This is a genomic window from Wolbachia endosymbiont (group B) of Lycaena phlaeas (genome assembly GCF_947251875.1).
Lineage (GTDB): Bacteria > Pseudomonadota > Alphaproteobacteria > Rickettsiales > Anaplasmataceae > Wolbachia.
Genome location: NZ_OX366392.1, coordinates 1,117,005 through 1,131,925, shown reverse-complemented (window position 1 = coordinate 1,131,925; position 14,921 = coordinate 1,117,005). Strand labels below are relative to the sequence as shown.

Sequence of the window (14,921 nt, the reverse complement as noted above, 5' to 3'; positions counted from 1 at the left end):
ATATTACCTTAAATAACCAACAACTTGCTGATTAATGGCACTTAGGCTACTAGGAGGAGAGACATAACTCATAAAACTCCTTGGCTGCTCATTATCTGCCACTATTTTTTCAGTATTAACGAAAGCTCTTTGCTGCTCATTTAATCTTTTTTCCATATGATCTTTGAAAGTAGCCAAACATTTACTAGTTTGTTTGTAATCAGGTAATGATTTTTTCGCAGCTACACACAAGAACTTCAACAACTCATTATGATTTTCATCATTAAGTAATGACTTATTGATAATGGTTGACTGCAGTTCTACTGGATTAAAATTTAGACTTTTCTTTGAAATGCCGCATTTCACAGCTGTTTCTCCTAATACTTCTTCAAATTTTTTTACAATATCTACTGCATCTATTATTTTTGTCACTCGATTAAGCTCCTCTATTTCATTTTTTACTTTATATTTGTCCTGTCCTACCGCAGGGTAAAAGAAATTTATTACTTGAGATATAAATGAAGTTGGTCTGCTTGCTCCGCTTGTCACTGATGATTTTTTAGTTTCCCTCCTTCTTCTGCGTGCACTACAAACTTGATCTGCAGGATTTGTTGTACAAAACATATCTCTTACGCTACTATGCAATGCTTCCGCATTTTCTGCGGATTGAAGTGCTTGATCAGCAGAATCTTCAGCTTCTCCTGTAAGATTCACTGTTTGATTGTGTAGTATTTTAACCTTATCTTCCGTATCTTTAGCTTGTTTGGCAAAACCTTCTGAAGCATTTTTAGCTGCCTCTGCTGCTTTTTTAGCATCCAGAGTTTCATTTTTTGCTTTTCTTATCTCACGTAAAAACTGATCAGCTAATGTAGCACCTATTCCATCTTCTCCCTTGGAACCTGGCAATCCATTCGCACCTGGAGCTCCGGTATCTCCTTTTGGACCTTGTGGACCTGGCATACCCTTAAGACCAGATCTACCAACTTGACCTTTAGGTCCTTGCAAACCTATCTCTCCCTTAGGTCCTTGCAACCCATTCGCACCTGGTTCTCCTTTGTCACCTTTAGAACCTATCTCTCCTTTCTCACCCATATCACCTTTTATTCCCATGGCTCCGTCTAATCCTTTAGGACCTATATCTCCCTTTGTTCCATTTATACCTGGCTCACCTTTTATACCTTGAGGTCCTATATCTCCTTTTAATCCTTCTATACCCGGCTCACCCTTGTTACCTGTAAGACCTTGCGTACCATTGAAGCCCCTCAGACCTGGCTCTCCCTTAGGACCTTCTGGACCTTGCAATCCATTTGCACCTGGTTCTCCTTTCTCACCCATATCACCTTTTATTCCCATGGCTCCGTCTAATCCTTTAGGACCTATATCTCCCTTTGTTCCATTTATACCTGGCTCACCTTTTATACCTTGAGGTCCTATATCTCCTTTTAATCCTTCTATACCGGGCTCACCCTTGTTGCCTGTAAGACCTTGTGTACCATTGAAGCCCCTCATACCTGGCTCTCCCTTAGGACCTTCTGGACCTTGCAACCCATTCGTGCCTGGTTTTCCTTTGTCACCTTTAGAACCTATCTCTCCTTTCTCACCCATATCACCTTTTATTCCCATGGCTCCGTCTAATCCTTTAGGACCAATATCTCCCTTTGTTCCATTTATACCTGGCTCACCTTTTATACCTTGAGGTCCTATATCTCCTTTTAATCCTTCTATACCCGGCTCACCCTTGTTACCTGTAAGACCTTGTGTACCATTGAAGCCCCTCATACCTGGCTCTCCCTTAGGACCTTCTGGACCTTGCAACCCATTCGTGCCTGGTTTTCCTTTGTCACCTTTGGAACCTATCTCTCCTTTCTCACCCATATCACCTTTTATTCCCATGGCTCCGTCTAATCCTTTAGGACCTATATCTCCTTTTTCTCCCTTTGGACCTTGGACTTCTCCTGGATTTTTCCTTAGTTCTTCTGCAATGCTTTGTGTTAGCTCGGTATTATTTGCAAGGTTTTCTACTAATGTATGATTAGAATCACTTAGTAACACATCTGCTAGCTCTTCCATTCTGTTATCAGCTAATGCAATGGCTATTCCTGTTTGAATATCTTGATTACTAATAATTCTTCCTGCAACTTGCTTCTCTAATACTAAATCTCCGCCTTGGTCACGATATTCAAGCACCTGATTAGCAATAGTGCCATTATTAATTAATTTTTGTGCAACTTCTTCAGGACTTGCATCTCTACCTTTATCACCTTTAGACCCAGTATCTCCTTTGTCACCTTTAGAACCTATCTTTCCTTTCTCACCCATATCACCTTTTATTCCCATGGCTCCGTCTAATCCTTTAGGACCAATATCTCCCTTTGTTCCATTTATACCTGGCTCACCTTTTATGCCTGGCTCACCTTTTATGCCTGGCTCTCCCTTAGGACCTTGTGCACCTGGCAATCCATCTGTTCCGGTATCTCCTTTATCACCTTTAGAACCAGTATCTCCTTTGGGACCTTTTATCTTTCCTGGATTTTGTCTCAATTCTTCTGCTATTCCTTCACGTAAGACTGGATCATTTACCAGCACTTTTTTATCTTGATCATCTTTTGCTTCTAGTACTGCTCTTCCTAATTCACCTACTTTTTGAGTGTCAAAGAACTGATGAACAATATTTTCAACTATTGTTTTTGCTGCATTCACATCGCCTTTTAATTTGGCATACTCAAGCAAATACTCAACTAATTTTTCCTTGTCTATTTCTTGCTTCACGATTTCTAGAGCCTTTGGCTGATTATTTAAATCACTATGAAGCAGAAGATACTTAGCAAGTGCCCAATCGCTCACCTTACCTTTTATAAGATTGTGAGCTTCTATCTCGCTCATACTGCTTCTATCAACAAGTAGTTTAGCAAGCTTTTCTGCAAATTTTTCATATTTTTGGAAGGCTATAGGATCGGGATTATTTTTCTTTGTGGCATCGCTTGTTATCTTACTCACAGTATCTTTTATAATGTTTTTTGCTTCCTCTAAAGAAAGTTTACTTACTACTCCTTCAGTAAGTTTTGCTACATCAATTTTATTCACAAGTTCCTGCGAATTAAGATTAATTTTACCGGCAATCTGAGTTGCAAGATTTTCACCTTTGATACCATTTGCGTTAAGAACTGCTTCTCCTAGCTCAGCTTTTTTACTGGTAACTAATTCAGTTGCAATTTCTATAGCACTTGAGGCATCTCCCTTCTCACCTTTTGAGCCAGTATTTCCTTTAGAACCTTCTGGACCAGGAAAACCTCGGTCACCCTTATTACCTTTGGGACCTTGTTCGCCCTTTAACCCCCGTTGACCGTTACGACCTGGTTCGCCCTTTTGGCCTGGAGGACCTTGTACGCCTTTAACTAACGCTTTTAAAGAATCTTCTCGCTTTACACGCTCACCAAAAAGATGTGCTATTCTTTCTGAAAATCCCATGGAATTACTCTGATCTTCTTCCATTATAGCTGCTGCTAAAGGATATAGATGGGCTCTGTTAGAAGAAAATTCGGTAACAACTTGACTAATACTTGGAGTTATTCCATTAGTGCCTTGATTCCCTTTTTCTCCTTTAGGTCCTTGATCACCTTTTGATCCATGCGCACCTGACGATCCAGTATCCCCCTTGTTACCTTGAGGACCAGGCGCTCCATCGAAGCCTCTATCACCTTTTTGTCCCCTTTCACCTGGCTCACCTTTAGGACCTTGTACACCAGTACGTTCTAATCTGTCTATTCTGCGTTTTAAAAGTTCAATTTCTGTTTCTAAATTTATATGTTCTTGAATATTCACATCAACCTCCAAAAAGTTATCAAAATTTTCTAAGTTATAATAATAAGGATATGGACCTGGTCTATTGTCGTGCTCATACCCAAAAGAATTAGGGTTAAAATTATAAAAATTTTTGCATGTGCTATTTTCATACGATATGCAACCAACATAACTATTGCCTAACTTTTTTACTGCAAAATAGGTATCTTGTGCGTTCAAGCTCTCCATTTCATGAAAAGGGAATAACTCGAATGTATTGCTTATACGAGTAAATGCTGAATTGATATCATTCAATATGCCAACTTTTCTACCAATTGAATCATATACCTGAGCGCTCCTATATAATTTGTATATATTTCTTGATTCTTTAAACAAATAGTCTCCTATTTTTATTTTGAGTCTTTTATCAGGTGAACTTTTAAGATCTTCCAAAATAAGACTGACATTTTCGCTACTAATTATGTCTTTTGGATCTATTAAAACCTTCCTATTTTCTAGCAGTTCATAATAAGTACTACAGCTTTCACGATTATATGCCTTAACATGTAAACCATTTGTGTAACCATGAGGTATACGATCAATAGTAGCTATGATAGTATTTTTGCCATCATAGTAATAATAATAAGGTTGATCAGAGGTAGTAACTAAAGCGAATTTGTAATCATTTCCTACCCTTTCTAGCTTTAATTGTGGCCATTCAGATAAGTTGTTTAGTATACTTGCCACGTCATGCTTCAAATCCCAAATTTGAAAACTCAGGCCAATATTGTTGTCGATGATAATGTAAGATACACTAGGCAGGCTAAATGTTGTTTTGTTATTTAATCTTATTTGTGCAGGTATCCTACGACCAGTTCTATTATTACAATCTTTTTGTGGAATATCTTCCTTTTCTAGTTTAAAACGCATCTCCACCTCCCTTTGCGATTAGATATAATTAATTTATGGGTATTAATTATTGATTAATACTGATGATCAGTAAATATAATTATATTTTACACTAATTTAGTTATAAATTAACTTGTGAAAGAAAGTTGTTTTTTTACAACTGAGCATAAAAATGCTTTGTATTATCGAACTTCTTACCACTCCAGCTCTTTCATCTTATGGATGATATCGTTCCAGTGCTTGATACTGAAATCTAGTTCTTCCATAACCTCGTTGGAAAGGTTTTCAGTATAGGGACAAATTTTATTAATCTACAGAAACACCCTTACCCTCAGGATAAAGAAGCTAGTTAAATTTGTCAAGCAATTTTTTCATGACCAGCTAGATAAATAGCTACTTCTTCAATTTGATTGAGGTGAAAAATTGATTGCCGTTGCGGTAAATAAGCAGCATTACTGAATCTTTGCCGTCTTTTTTTACTGCTGAATCAATTTGTTTTTGAAAATCATTAGTATTTTCAATATCGATTCCATCTAGTTGAATAATTATATCACCTTTCTTAATAACACGTAGTGTAGAATTACTACTACTATCTACACTAGTAACTACTACACCCTTTGTGGGTGCATTGTTTTTTAGTTCTTTTGGCAAATTTGAAACGGTTAAACCACTTATATAACTAGATGTTGATTTATTTTCTTCTTGATTATTACCTGAATCATCATTTGTAGATTCCTCGATTGCAACCTTGATATTGACTTCTTTACCTTTTCTAAGTAACTTAACCTGTACTTTCTTTCCGGGCTCAGTTCGTGAAACCATATGAGGTAATTGCGTCATTCTATCAATTTTTTTGCCGTCAAACTCTAATAGTATATCACCTACTTTGATTCCTCCTTTCTCTGCAGGACTGCCCTTTACTATGCTTGCAACTAATGCACCTTTGATATCTTTTAAACTCAAGGATTCAGCAAATTCTTTTGTTATAGGCTGAACTTGCACGCCAAGCCAACCATGTTTTATTTTTTTACCACTTTTTAATGTGTCAATAATTGAAATAGCTAGATTAGATGGTATAGCAAAGCCTATACCCACGTTACCGCCAGATTCAGATGGGGAATAAATAGCAGTATTAATGCCTATAACTTTTCCATTTAGATGAAATAGTGGTCCCCCTGAGTTACCTCTATTAATTGCAGCATCAGTTTGAATAAATTCATTCATAGTACCAATACTAATGTCTCTAGATCTTGCAGACACAATTCCTGTACTTACAGAGCCACCTAAACCAAAAGGGTTGCCTATTGCAATAACTGTATCACCAACTCTTGCTTTATCAGAATTACCAAATTCAACAAAAGGAAGATCTTTATCAGAATTAATCTTAAGCACAGCAAGATCAGTTTTTGCATCATAGCCTAAAACTTCTGCTTTGAAATAAGTATTATCGTTCATAGTAACTGTAATATCTTGGGCATTTTTAATAACGTGATAGTTGGTTACTATGGTTCCACTTTTATCTATAATAAATCCAGACCCAAGTAACGTCACTTCTCTATTAATGCTAGGAGCTCTATCGAAAAATTGATCAAAATGCTCGAAAAATTCTCTAAAGTCATCAAAGAAATTATTTCTTGGCGTAAAAGGGATTTTAGTTCTATTGTTATTTTCTTGTTTAATTATTTGTTCACTTGAAATATTTACAACTGCAGGAATAAGTTCTTCCACTATATCAGCAAGCCCTTTATTACAACTACATACAGGATCTGCAACTGTTTTTGCAAACAGATTAGCATATGAAGAAAATGAAATTAAAAAATATGCAAATATAGATAAAATAAATGCTTTACTTTTCATAAACTATTTCCATCCCTTGTTCAAAATATCTAAGAAATTATTATTTGGTGAAAGCACAAATTTAGTATTACCCTCAGCAAATGATTTACTGTAAGCTTTCATAGAGCGATAAAAGTTAAAAAACTCTTCATCAACCTTGAATGCCTCATTATAGATTCTAGTTGCTTCAGCATAACCACGGCCTCTTATTTCATGTGATTCTTTTACTGCACTAGAGACAATTCCCCTTTTTAATTTATCAGCTTTTGATCTAATTTCTTGTCCAGCTTGTTCTCCTTCTGCTCTAATTTCTTTTGCTTCCTTTTCTCTTTCAGTTTGCATGCGGCGGAATATTGCAGAACTATTTTCTTCTGGTAGATCTGCTCTCTTAATTCTTACATCTATTATCTCTATGCCAAATTTTCCAGCTTCAGAATAAACTCCACGTTGAATTAATTGCATAACTTCTGATCTCTTTTCATTCAATAAACTAATTAATGAAAATCTTCCTATATTCTCCCTTATGTGAGCTTCTATGACAGGATATAATCTTCTAACTAGCCCTGATTCATTTTTCACAGTCTGATAAAAAGTGATAGGATCTATTATTTTATATTTTGCATAAGCATCTACTATAATACGCTTTTGATCTGCAGTTATCACTTCCCTTGGAGTTTTATCAGGACTTAGATCTAAAATTCTCTTATCAAGAAATTCTACGTTATTTATAAATGGCAATTTAAAATATAAACCACTGTCCCTAACATCTTTTACGACTTTACCGAGTTGTATAACTATTGCTTGTTTTGTTTCTTGAACAACAAAGATTGAATTAGATAATGCAATCAATAATGCAACAAATACAAAAGCAAAAACAATTTTAATATTACTACTCATGACTATTTTCCTAGATTTGTAAGAGGTAAATAAGAGAACATACCTTTCAGATCGTCTGTTATAACAAATTTATCTACCTTGCTAAAAATATTTTCCATAGTTTCAAGATAAATACGATTCTTAACAAGAGAAGGATTTTGTCTATATTCTTCATAAAGAGATAAAAAGCGATTTGCATTACCTTTCGCTTCATTTATTATTTCGTTCTCATATGCTTCTGCATCTAATTTTATCTTTATTGCTTCACCTTTTGCACGAGGTATAATATCATTACTGTAAGCATATGCTTCGTTTATAGTACGCTCCTTATCTGCACGAGCACTTTGTACATCCCTAAATGAGCTAATCACTTTTTCTGGTGGGTCAATTTTTTTCATTTGAACAGATAAAATTTCTATACCCATTTGATATCCATCAAGAATCTGTTGCAATAAAATTCTAGTATCTCTGGAGATTTCAGCCCTACCTTGACCTTCGAGTGCAAAAGAGATCGTATTTTTACCTATTATTTCTCTCATAGCACTTTCAGCAGCATTTTTAACGCTGAAACCAGGTTTATAATCCCGCACTTTGAATAAATAATCTTTGGCATCTCTAACTCGCCACTGGACCTCAAAGTTAACGTTGACTATATTCTCATCTCCGGTAAGCATCACTCCTTCACCACGATCTGTATCTCGCCCATAAGAGCTGCTTATCCCAATTTCTTCACGATTTACTTCTTTAACATTCACTTTAAAAACCTTACCAATAGGGTAGGGAAAGTGATAACGCAAACCAGATGTTTCTGTATTGGAATATTTGCCAAAAGTAAGTTCTATACCTTCCTCACTCGGATGGACAATATAGAAACCAGTACAAAGATAAAACAACAAAACAATAAAAATGATGAAATAAGGTTTTTTCCCTCTATTTCTGGTTAAGCCATTAAAAAAGCATCTTATATCAGACACAGCTTTACTTAAAATATCTTCATTACTTGAACCTGACGGTTTCTTTCCAAGATTCCAAGGATTACGCTCATCCATAAAAATTATTAATTGTATAACTAATACGCTGATATTACTTAATCTTATCAAAAAATGCAAAACTATTTTGTTTGCAGATTAATGATCGGAGTGAAGGATGTGATCATACACTTCCTTTTTCTCTATATTATATGGTCAATTCTACAGAATTTCTGGCTTTTTTTGAATTCTTTATTGTCGTTTTTGATAAGCATCTTTAGTTGTATATTAATTATTAACATAAAAGACAATGCCTGGGATTTAGGAAACTTAATTTTAATCAAGTAGCTGCATAATAAATCATCGTCAAGTAATAGAATGACATTATCTACTATACAAATTACCTGCAAATTGCAATGTTCGAACAATTGTGTATCTGAGTTTTGAGATGACGAAACTAGGGTTGTATAATCTATACACATTTGTGACAATTTCTTACCTTCGCTCAAATAACTTTTCAATATCGCTTAATTTCATTTCTATATAGGTTGGTCTTCCGTGATTGCATTGTCCAGAATATGGTGTTTTTTCTATTTGCCTCAACAACTCATTCATCTCCTCTAATTTCATCTTTCTACCTGCTCTAATTGATCCATGACAAGCAATTGTAGCTAGTATTTTATTTATTTTATCCTCTATAGGTAGAGTATCTTCTATTTCTATTAATCTATCCACTATATCAATTAGCATTTTCTTCACATCTATTGACCCTAAGATTGCAGGTATTTCTTTTACTATGATCGCATTTTCTGATTTAATTTCGATATCAAAGCCCATTTCGAAAAGCTTATCCTTATAAACTTCTATCATTTCCATACCGGCTTGACTTTTGATTTCAACCATTTCAGGCAAAAGAAGTTTTTGTCTTTTTATACTTGATTTCTCCTTTAAGCACTCGTATACTAGTCTTTCATGGGCTGCATGCTGATCTACTATAATTAGTTTGTCTCTTACCTCGGCAATAATATAAGTATTGTAGATTTGACAGTGTGCAAACCCAAGTGGATAATCCCTTATTAGATCGGTTTGTTTCCTTTCCAAAATTGTAGTTTCTGCTCGTGGAGGAGATTTTTGCATACCAGTATAATCAAACGATTTTGAATGTTCTGATAAGCTTTTTGTCTCTATATTTGGAGAAGTAAACTCTCTCATTAACTGGTTTTCAAAAGGATCCGACCTTCTTCCATAAAATTCATTTTTAAGACTAGACCTACTAAAAGGATCTGATGATAGATGATTCGTTGTTGTTCCATTCTGGGCCAATACAGTTTCTGCAAGATCTATTCTCTTTGATAGCACTTTTATTAGCCCTCTTCTCACTATTTCATATATTAGCCTCTTGTTCTGAAACCTTACCTCTGATTTATTTGGATGCACATTTACATCAACTTGATCATACGGTATCTCTAAGTGCAGCGCTGCAAAAGGATATCTATTGCTTGGAATAAGGTCGTGATACGCATAACGAATTGCACCAATAAGTAGATTATCTTTAATTGGTCTACCATTAACAAATGTATAGATCTGAGTTGAATTGCTACGATTGACAGTAGGTTTACAGATGTATCCTGTAAGTCTAATGCCATCTTCTTCTTCACTAATTTGCAAAGAGTTTTCATGAAATTCTTCTTCTACTTCGCATAGCCTGCTAAATAATGAGTTCTGCTTAGCATACTTAAGAAGCTTCTTATTATCGGAGATAAGAGTAAACTCAATTCCATAATTGATCATTGCTAAGTTGTTTACAATATCAACAATGCTTTGTGTTTCTGCCCTTTCGGTTTTGAGAAATTTTAGTCTATTTGGTGTGGCAAAAAATAAATCTCGTACTTCAATATATGTTCCTATCGATAAAGGATAAGGAACAAGCTCTCCTATTTTTTCTCCCCCCTCATACCTTATAGACCATGCTTGATCTGCTTTGCTTGCCTTAGATGATAATTTTATTCTGCTTACTGCTGCAATTGAAGGCAAAGCTTCTCCTCTAAAGCCAAGATGCTTGATCTCTATCAATTCACTGTCACTCAATTTTGAAGTAGCATGGCGCATAAACGCAAGTTCTAAATCATCCTTTTTTACTCCGCTACCATCATCGATTACAGTAATGAGGTTACGCCCACCACTTTCTATCTTAATTTCTATCTCTGAGCTTCTGGCATCTATTGCATTTTCCACTAATTCCTTTACCACACTTGCAGGCCTTTCTATTACCTCTCCTGCTGCTATACGATTTATGGTTTTTGTATCTAAAAGAACTATTGCCATTATAATGTTGGTTTTTCTTTTACTGCTTTAGTTTGCCCCTCTCTCCATTTTTTTAATCTATCTGCAATTTCACTATTAGAAATCGACAATATAGATGCAGCAGTAATAGCGGCATTGCATGCTCCACTCTCTCCTATAGACATTGTTGCAACTGGAACACCTTTTGGCATCTGCACTATAGATAATAGACTATCTAGCCCATTTAATTGCTTGCTATGCACAGGAATACCGATAACAGGTAAATAAGTAAGCGATGCAGTCATACCAGGTAAATGAGCCGCTCCTCCTGCACCAGCTATAATAACCTTAAAGCCTTTTTCTTGAGCAGACTTAGTAAAATTAAAGAGTCTCTCTGGTGTTCTGTGTGCGGATATTATAAATACATCATGTGAAATTTCCAATTCTTTTAATAGGTTAATAGCATGCACCATAGTGCCATAATCCGACTCGCTTCCCATAATTACAGCAACATCCTTTTTCATTTTTTCTGTATTAGACATGATTTTATTTACTAACCAAATAGTATTTCAGAAGCAACAGATATTTAAATTAAATTACGAATATGATATAGCATTCTTATTAAATAGAAACTTTAAAAATTGAAATGAATCCCTATATTAAAATATAGAGGTATAAATTTCGGATATAAGGGTCTATTCATAATCTTTTTAGAAGCAAAGCGGTGGAAGCAAGAAGACGATTTGTAAGCTAGTATTGAATTTTGCTTATCACAATTGTCTACACTTTTCTATAAGAGTATTAGAGACTTACCTTTTGACAATACGGCAAAGATTTCTACAGTTACATCCTTTTATTTGTTTCTTTGCAATTACTTTTTTATATATATTTCAAAACACTTTCTTTACTTCCGCTATGTTTTTTACTTCATTTATTAAAATAATCTTGCCATTTTGAAAACATTGTTGATTCACTGAAGCCACTTTTTAGGACCTGTAACACTATGTAAAATATATCCTAAATCTTCTTGATTTTGTTTCTTTCTACAGAACTCTACTCAGTTTTTCTCCTACTCATCTTGCTCTGTTTTCATAATTTACATACTCTATCTCCGGTTTATTCCTTTCTTGAGATCATGTACAGTCTCTAAAACGAGTTTGTAAAATGATTATTTCTGTATTTTAAACTTTGCAATTTCAACTTATTCTCTTTAATAGTAAGTTTTTTACAAAATAATAGTTTGAAATTACTAGTATTTTGATAAAAATTATAGTCAATTTAAAATTTTGAGTATCAGATAGTTATTGACAAGTTATATACTATTAATATATTGGTATATTAAATATTATGATATAATATTTAATAAAGCTAGTTGGTATGTGAGAGTAAAAATTATGGAAACAATATCATTAAACAATCTGGATAGTGAAGCAATAAAAAAAAAATTGCTGAGCATAATAAGTAAAATTATAGGAAAAAATACTTGGACTCAAGCTTGTGCGGCTGAGAAACTTGGTATTGATCAACCAAAGGTGTCACAAATTAAAAGTGGTAAGACAAGTGGTTTTTCTTTAGAGAGACTGTTAGGTTTTTTGAAAAAGCTTGATCATGAAATAACAATTACAATAACAGAAAATCAATCAGTAAAAGCTAAAGAAGAAAAAGTAGAATGTAGAATTGGATCTCAATAGATCTGAAGTTGACATCTTATTTTTTGTGATATAGTATAAAGCTTATCAAGGTGGTATTTTATGGTTGAGTCTATTGTAGAAAAGTGTGTAGAACAGGTACACAACCGTTTTAAATTGGTTCTGCTAGCAAGTCAAAGAACGCATGATTTGAGTACAGGGGCAAGCGATCCCGTTGAAATGGTTAAGTTTAAAGATCATAAGGATACGATAGTTTCTTTATATGAAATAGCAGAAAAGAAGGTGAATACTCATGAGTTGTTTAACCTTTTGGTGAAAAGGTGCAAGGAGCACATGAAAGGAAAAACAGATAATACTTATATTAATAGTCCAAGTAAGCTAGCAAATTTGTTAAATTTTTCTGATCATCAACTTAACACAAGTCTGGATGTAAGTCAAGAAAGCCACGATGATGAAATAGATGATCAAGATAGTGGTGAAGAAGTACCGATTTAGAAATCTACAGAGGTTATAATAGTTTATAAATGATTAGTATTGCTATCTATGTGCTTTTGTTCTGTATGAGTGTAATGTTATGTTGTATAGTATTTAGGTCAAGTGACGTTTACAATAAGATTTTAGCATTCAATAATTTATCAACACAATTAGTTTTACTCATAACAGCAATATCGATTGTTCTGAATGATTTTTTTTTAATTGATATAGCATTACTATATGCTAGCATCAGCTTTATATCAACTATAGCGCTAATGAGATTAATGTTGTTTTGATAATTTATGGTAGCATCCATTCTCATATTTTTAGGTGTTTGTTTAATAGTCATTTCAAGCGTAGGAGTAGTAGTATTTCCTGATTTCTATACTAGACTACATGCTGCAGGTATTGCAGATTCCAGTGGCGCAATGTTGTTGTTGATTGGTTTTGCTTGGCAAAATGAATTTTCAATCAATACTATTAAAGTTATATTATTGATTTTTATAATATGGATAGCCAATTCAACTAACAGTTATATTTTAGCGCGTACATACTGTAATTGCTATTGAATGATGGAGAGACATACTCCATTATTTTAGCACGAAGTAACAAATTCAATGAATTAGTTCTTCAAGAATAATTTAAACTTTTACAGTAGGAGTAGTCTCATGAAACATTATAGCGGGTTAGATGTCTCACTCAAAGAAACTTTTATTAGTATCATTGATGAGAAAGGAAAAATTGTTAAAGAAGGGGTTGTTGCAAGTGAAAGCAGTGCAATAGCTGAGTTTCTGCTTGGTCAAAACAAAAAATACGAGTCCATAGGAATAGAAAGCGGGCAATTATCAATATCGATGTGCAAAGAGTTGAGGAATCTTGGATTACCAGTAACTTGTGTAGATGCAAGGCATATGGCAGCAGCATTATCTGCGAGAATCAATAAGAATGATAAAAATGATGCAAGAGGCATAGCACAAATGATGAGAGTTGGGCTATTTAAGGAGGTATTAGTAAAATCAGACGAAGCTTGTCAGGTTAAAATAATACTTGGAAGCAGAAGACAATTAATACGTTGCAGAGAGCAAATTGCGGGAACAATAAGGGGATTACTGAAAATATACGGGATAAAAGTTAATCAACGTCTTAGTTCTGCAAACTTTGCTTTAAAAGTGCAAGAAATGGTTAATAATCTAGATGAAATTAGCCAAACCTCAATTGAATCATTAGTACATAGTTTAGAAATAATAGAAGAATCAATAAGAAAACTTGATAAAATGCTCTCAGAACAAAGCAAAAAAGATGAGGATTGTAAATTATTAACTACTGTTCCAGGAGTTGGTATTATAGTAGCAATGACATATAAAGCTGCAATAGATGATCTGCATAGGTTTGAAACATCTTATACAGTTGGAGCCTATATGGGATTAAGTCCAAGACAGTACGCTTCTGGTGAGATTGATCGACACGGAAGTATATCAAAAATGGGACCAGTGGACTGTAGGAATATGTTATATGAAGCCGCGCAGGTCTTACTGGTAAAATGTAAAAGGACATTTAAATTAAGAAGCTGGGGATTGAAGCTTAAAAAGAAAAAGGGCATGAAAAAAGCAATTGTTGCAGTAGCAAGAAAATTAGCCGTGATTATGCATAAGATGCTAATCGATAGAAAAGAGTTTTGCTATCAATAAACACTAAAGAAGTATAAAACAATAATTTTACTGAAAGTAAAGATAGCAATGCCGATGGAAGGGATAAGCAAGAGGATAAGTTCTCTAATTGCATAAAAGTCAACAATAATTTTTTGTATCATGAAAAATATTTTTTGATGTAAAATTCAGCTCTAATACAACCTTTTATTTATTATTGTATTATCTTATTCAATCAAAAGAGGTTTTATTGGCAATAAAAACATCAACACTAATTTCCAATTAATCTCTTTTAAACTATGTAGCCAATGAATATGTGGATAAATACGTCCACACAAACTTAAAGTATTTATCCACATATTCATTAAGCTTATAAAAACTAAGGTATCATTCTTTTCCTCTATAGTCTTAATGATTTTACATAAGTTAAAAGTAGCATGCTTCCATTGTTCTCTCCGCGGTCTAATATGGCTAATTCATATTGTAGCCAAGCCGCACTATACTTGTTAGGCGGAAGTGGA

Annotated in this window: 11 protein-coding genes; 5 read left to right on the top strand and 6 right to left on the bottom strand. The window is 34.2% G+C overall.

Annotation, left to right across the window (positions count from 1 at the left end):
• Positions 1–3 precede the first annotated feature (3 nt).
• From OPR37_RS05190 to purE, 6 genes are all read right to left on the bottom strand, one after another.
• On the bottom strand, positions 4–4,689 hold the full coding sequence (locus OPR37_RS05190; protein WP_265016843.1) for a collagen-like protein: 4,686 nt from the start codon (positions 4,687–4,689) through the stop codon (positions 4–6).
• A 372-nt stretch (positions 4,690–5,061) separates the two neighbouring features.
• Positions 5,062–6,525 (bottom strand): DegQ family serine endoprotease, encoded by a 1,464-nt coding sequence (locus OPR37_RS05185; protein WP_264684857.1) that lies wholly within the window; start codon positions 6,523–6,525, stop codon positions 5,062–5,064.
• 3 nt (positions 6,526–6,528) lie between these two features.
• The gene (gene hflC, locus OPR37_RS05180; RefSeq protein WP_007302430.1) at positions 6,529–7,401 is read right to left on the bottom strand and encodes a protease modulator HflC; all 873 of its coding nucleotides are present in this window, start codon (positions 7,399–7,401) and stop codon (positions 6,529–6,531) included.
• A gap of 2 nt (positions 7,402–7,403) precedes the next feature.
• The gene (gene hflK, locus OPR37_RS05175) at positions 7,404–8,429 is read right to left on the bottom strand and encodes an FtsH protease activity modulator HflK (protein WP_007302431.1); all 1,026 of its coding nucleotides are present in this window, start codon (positions 8,427–8,429) and stop codon (positions 7,404–7,406) included.
• A 414-nt stretch (positions 8,430–8,843) separates the two neighbouring features.
• A complete protein-coding gene (gene mutL / locus OPR37_RS05170) occupies positions 8,844–10,673 on the bottom strand; it encodes a DNA mismatch repair endonuclease MutL (protein WP_052264667.1) in 1,830 nt (609 codons plus the stop codon).
• The gene (gene purE / locus OPR37_RS05165) at positions 10,673–11,173 is read right to left on the bottom strand and encodes a 5-(carboxyamino)imidazole ribonucleotide mutase (protein ID WP_007302433.1); all 501 of its coding nucleotides are present in this window, start codon (positions 11,171–11,173) and stop codon (positions 10,673–10,675) included. Before purE ends, mutL begins: the two co-directional genes overlap by 1 nt.
• Before the next feature lie 852 nt (positions 11,174–12,025).
• On the opposite strand from purE, the gene OPR37_RS05160 reads away from it, so the two are divergent.
• The 5 genes from OPR37_RS05160 to OPR37_RS05140 all read left to right on the top strand — a co-directional run bounded on the left by OPR37_RS05160 (position 12,026) and on the right by OPR37_RS05140 (position 14,442).
• Positions 12,026–12,322 carry a helix-turn-helix domain-containing protein gene (locus OPR37_RS05160; protein WP_064085421.1) on the top strand — a complete coding sequence of 99 codons (297 nt, stop codon included), beginning with the start codon at positions 12,026–12,028 and terminating at the stop codon, positions 12,320–12,322.
• Positions 12,323–12,382: 60 nt separating this feature from the next.
• The gene (gene rpoZ, locus OPR37_RS05155) at positions 12,383–12,775 is read left to right on the top strand and encodes a DNA-directed RNA polymerase subunit omega (protein WP_213863893.1); all 393 of its coding nucleotides are present in this window, start codon (positions 12,383–12,385) and stop codon (positions 12,773–12,775) included.
• 29 nt (positions 12,776–12,804) lie between these two features.
• Positions 12,805–13,050 (top strand): monovalent cation/H+ antiporter complex subunit F, encoded by a 246-nt coding sequence (locus tag OPR37_RS05150; protein ID WP_012481980.1) that lies wholly within the window; start codon positions 12,805–12,807, stop codon positions 13,048–13,050.
• A 6-nt stretch (positions 13,051–13,056) separates the two neighbouring features.
• Positions 13,057–13,323, top strand: coding sequence for a monovalent cation/H(+) antiporter subunit G (locus tag OPR37_RS05145; protein WP_263858687.1), 267 nt, complete (start codon positions 13,057–13,059; stop codon positions 13,321–13,323).
• A gap of 99 nt (positions 13,324–13,422) precedes the next feature.
• Entirely contained in the window at positions 13,423–14,442 is a 1,020-nt protein-coding gene (locus tag OPR37_RS05140) for an IS110 family RNA-guided transposase (RefSeq protein ID WP_214303242.1), read from the top strand.
• The last annotated feature ends 479 nt before the right edge of the window (positions 14,443–14,921 follow it).

Bases quoted from the DNA above. Each gene is read 5' to 3' on its own strand.
- OPR37_RS05190 (WP_265016843.1), bottom strand. From the start codon at position 4,689: ATGCGTTTTAAACTAGAAAAGGAAGATATTCCACAAAAAGATTGTAAT.
- hflC (WP_007302430.1), bottom strand. From the start codon at position 7,401: ATGAGTAGTAATATTAAAATTGTTTTTGCTTTTGTATTTGTTGCATTA.
- OPR37_RS05145 (WP_263858687.1), top strand. From the start codon at position 13,057: ATGGTAGCATCCATTCTCATATTTTTAGGTGTTTGTTTAATAGTCATT.
- purE (WP_007302433.1), bottom strand. From the start codon at position 11,173: ATGTCTAATACAGAAAAAATGAAAAAGGATGTTGCTGTAATTATGGGA.
- hflK (WP_007302431.1), bottom strand. From the start codon at position 8,429: ATGGATGAGCGTAATCCTTGGAATCTTGGAAAGAAACCGTCAGGTTCA.
- OPR37_RS05185 (WP_264684857.1), bottom strand. From the start codon at position 6,525: ATGAAAAGTAAAGCATTTATTTTATCTATATTTGCATATTTTTTAATT.
- rpoZ (WP_213863893.1), top strand. From the start codon at position 12,383: ATGGTTGAGTCTATTGTAGAAAAGTGTGTAGAACAGGTACACAACCGT.
- OPR37_RS05140 (WP_214303242.1), top strand. From the start codon at position 13,423: ATGAAACATTATAGCGGGTTAGATGTCTCACTCAAAGAAACTTTTATT.
- OPR37_RS05150 (WP_012481980.1), top strand. From the start codon at position 12,805: ATGATTAGTATTGCTATCTATGTGCTTTTGTTCTGTATGAGTGTAATG.
- OPR37_RS05160 (WP_064085421.1), top strand. From the start codon at position 12,026: ATGGAAACAATATCATTAAACAATCTGGATAGTGAAGCAATAAAAAAA.
- mutL (WP_052264667.1), bottom strand. From the start codon at position 10,673: ATGGCAATAGTTCTTTTAGATACAAAAACCATAAATCGTATAGCAGCA.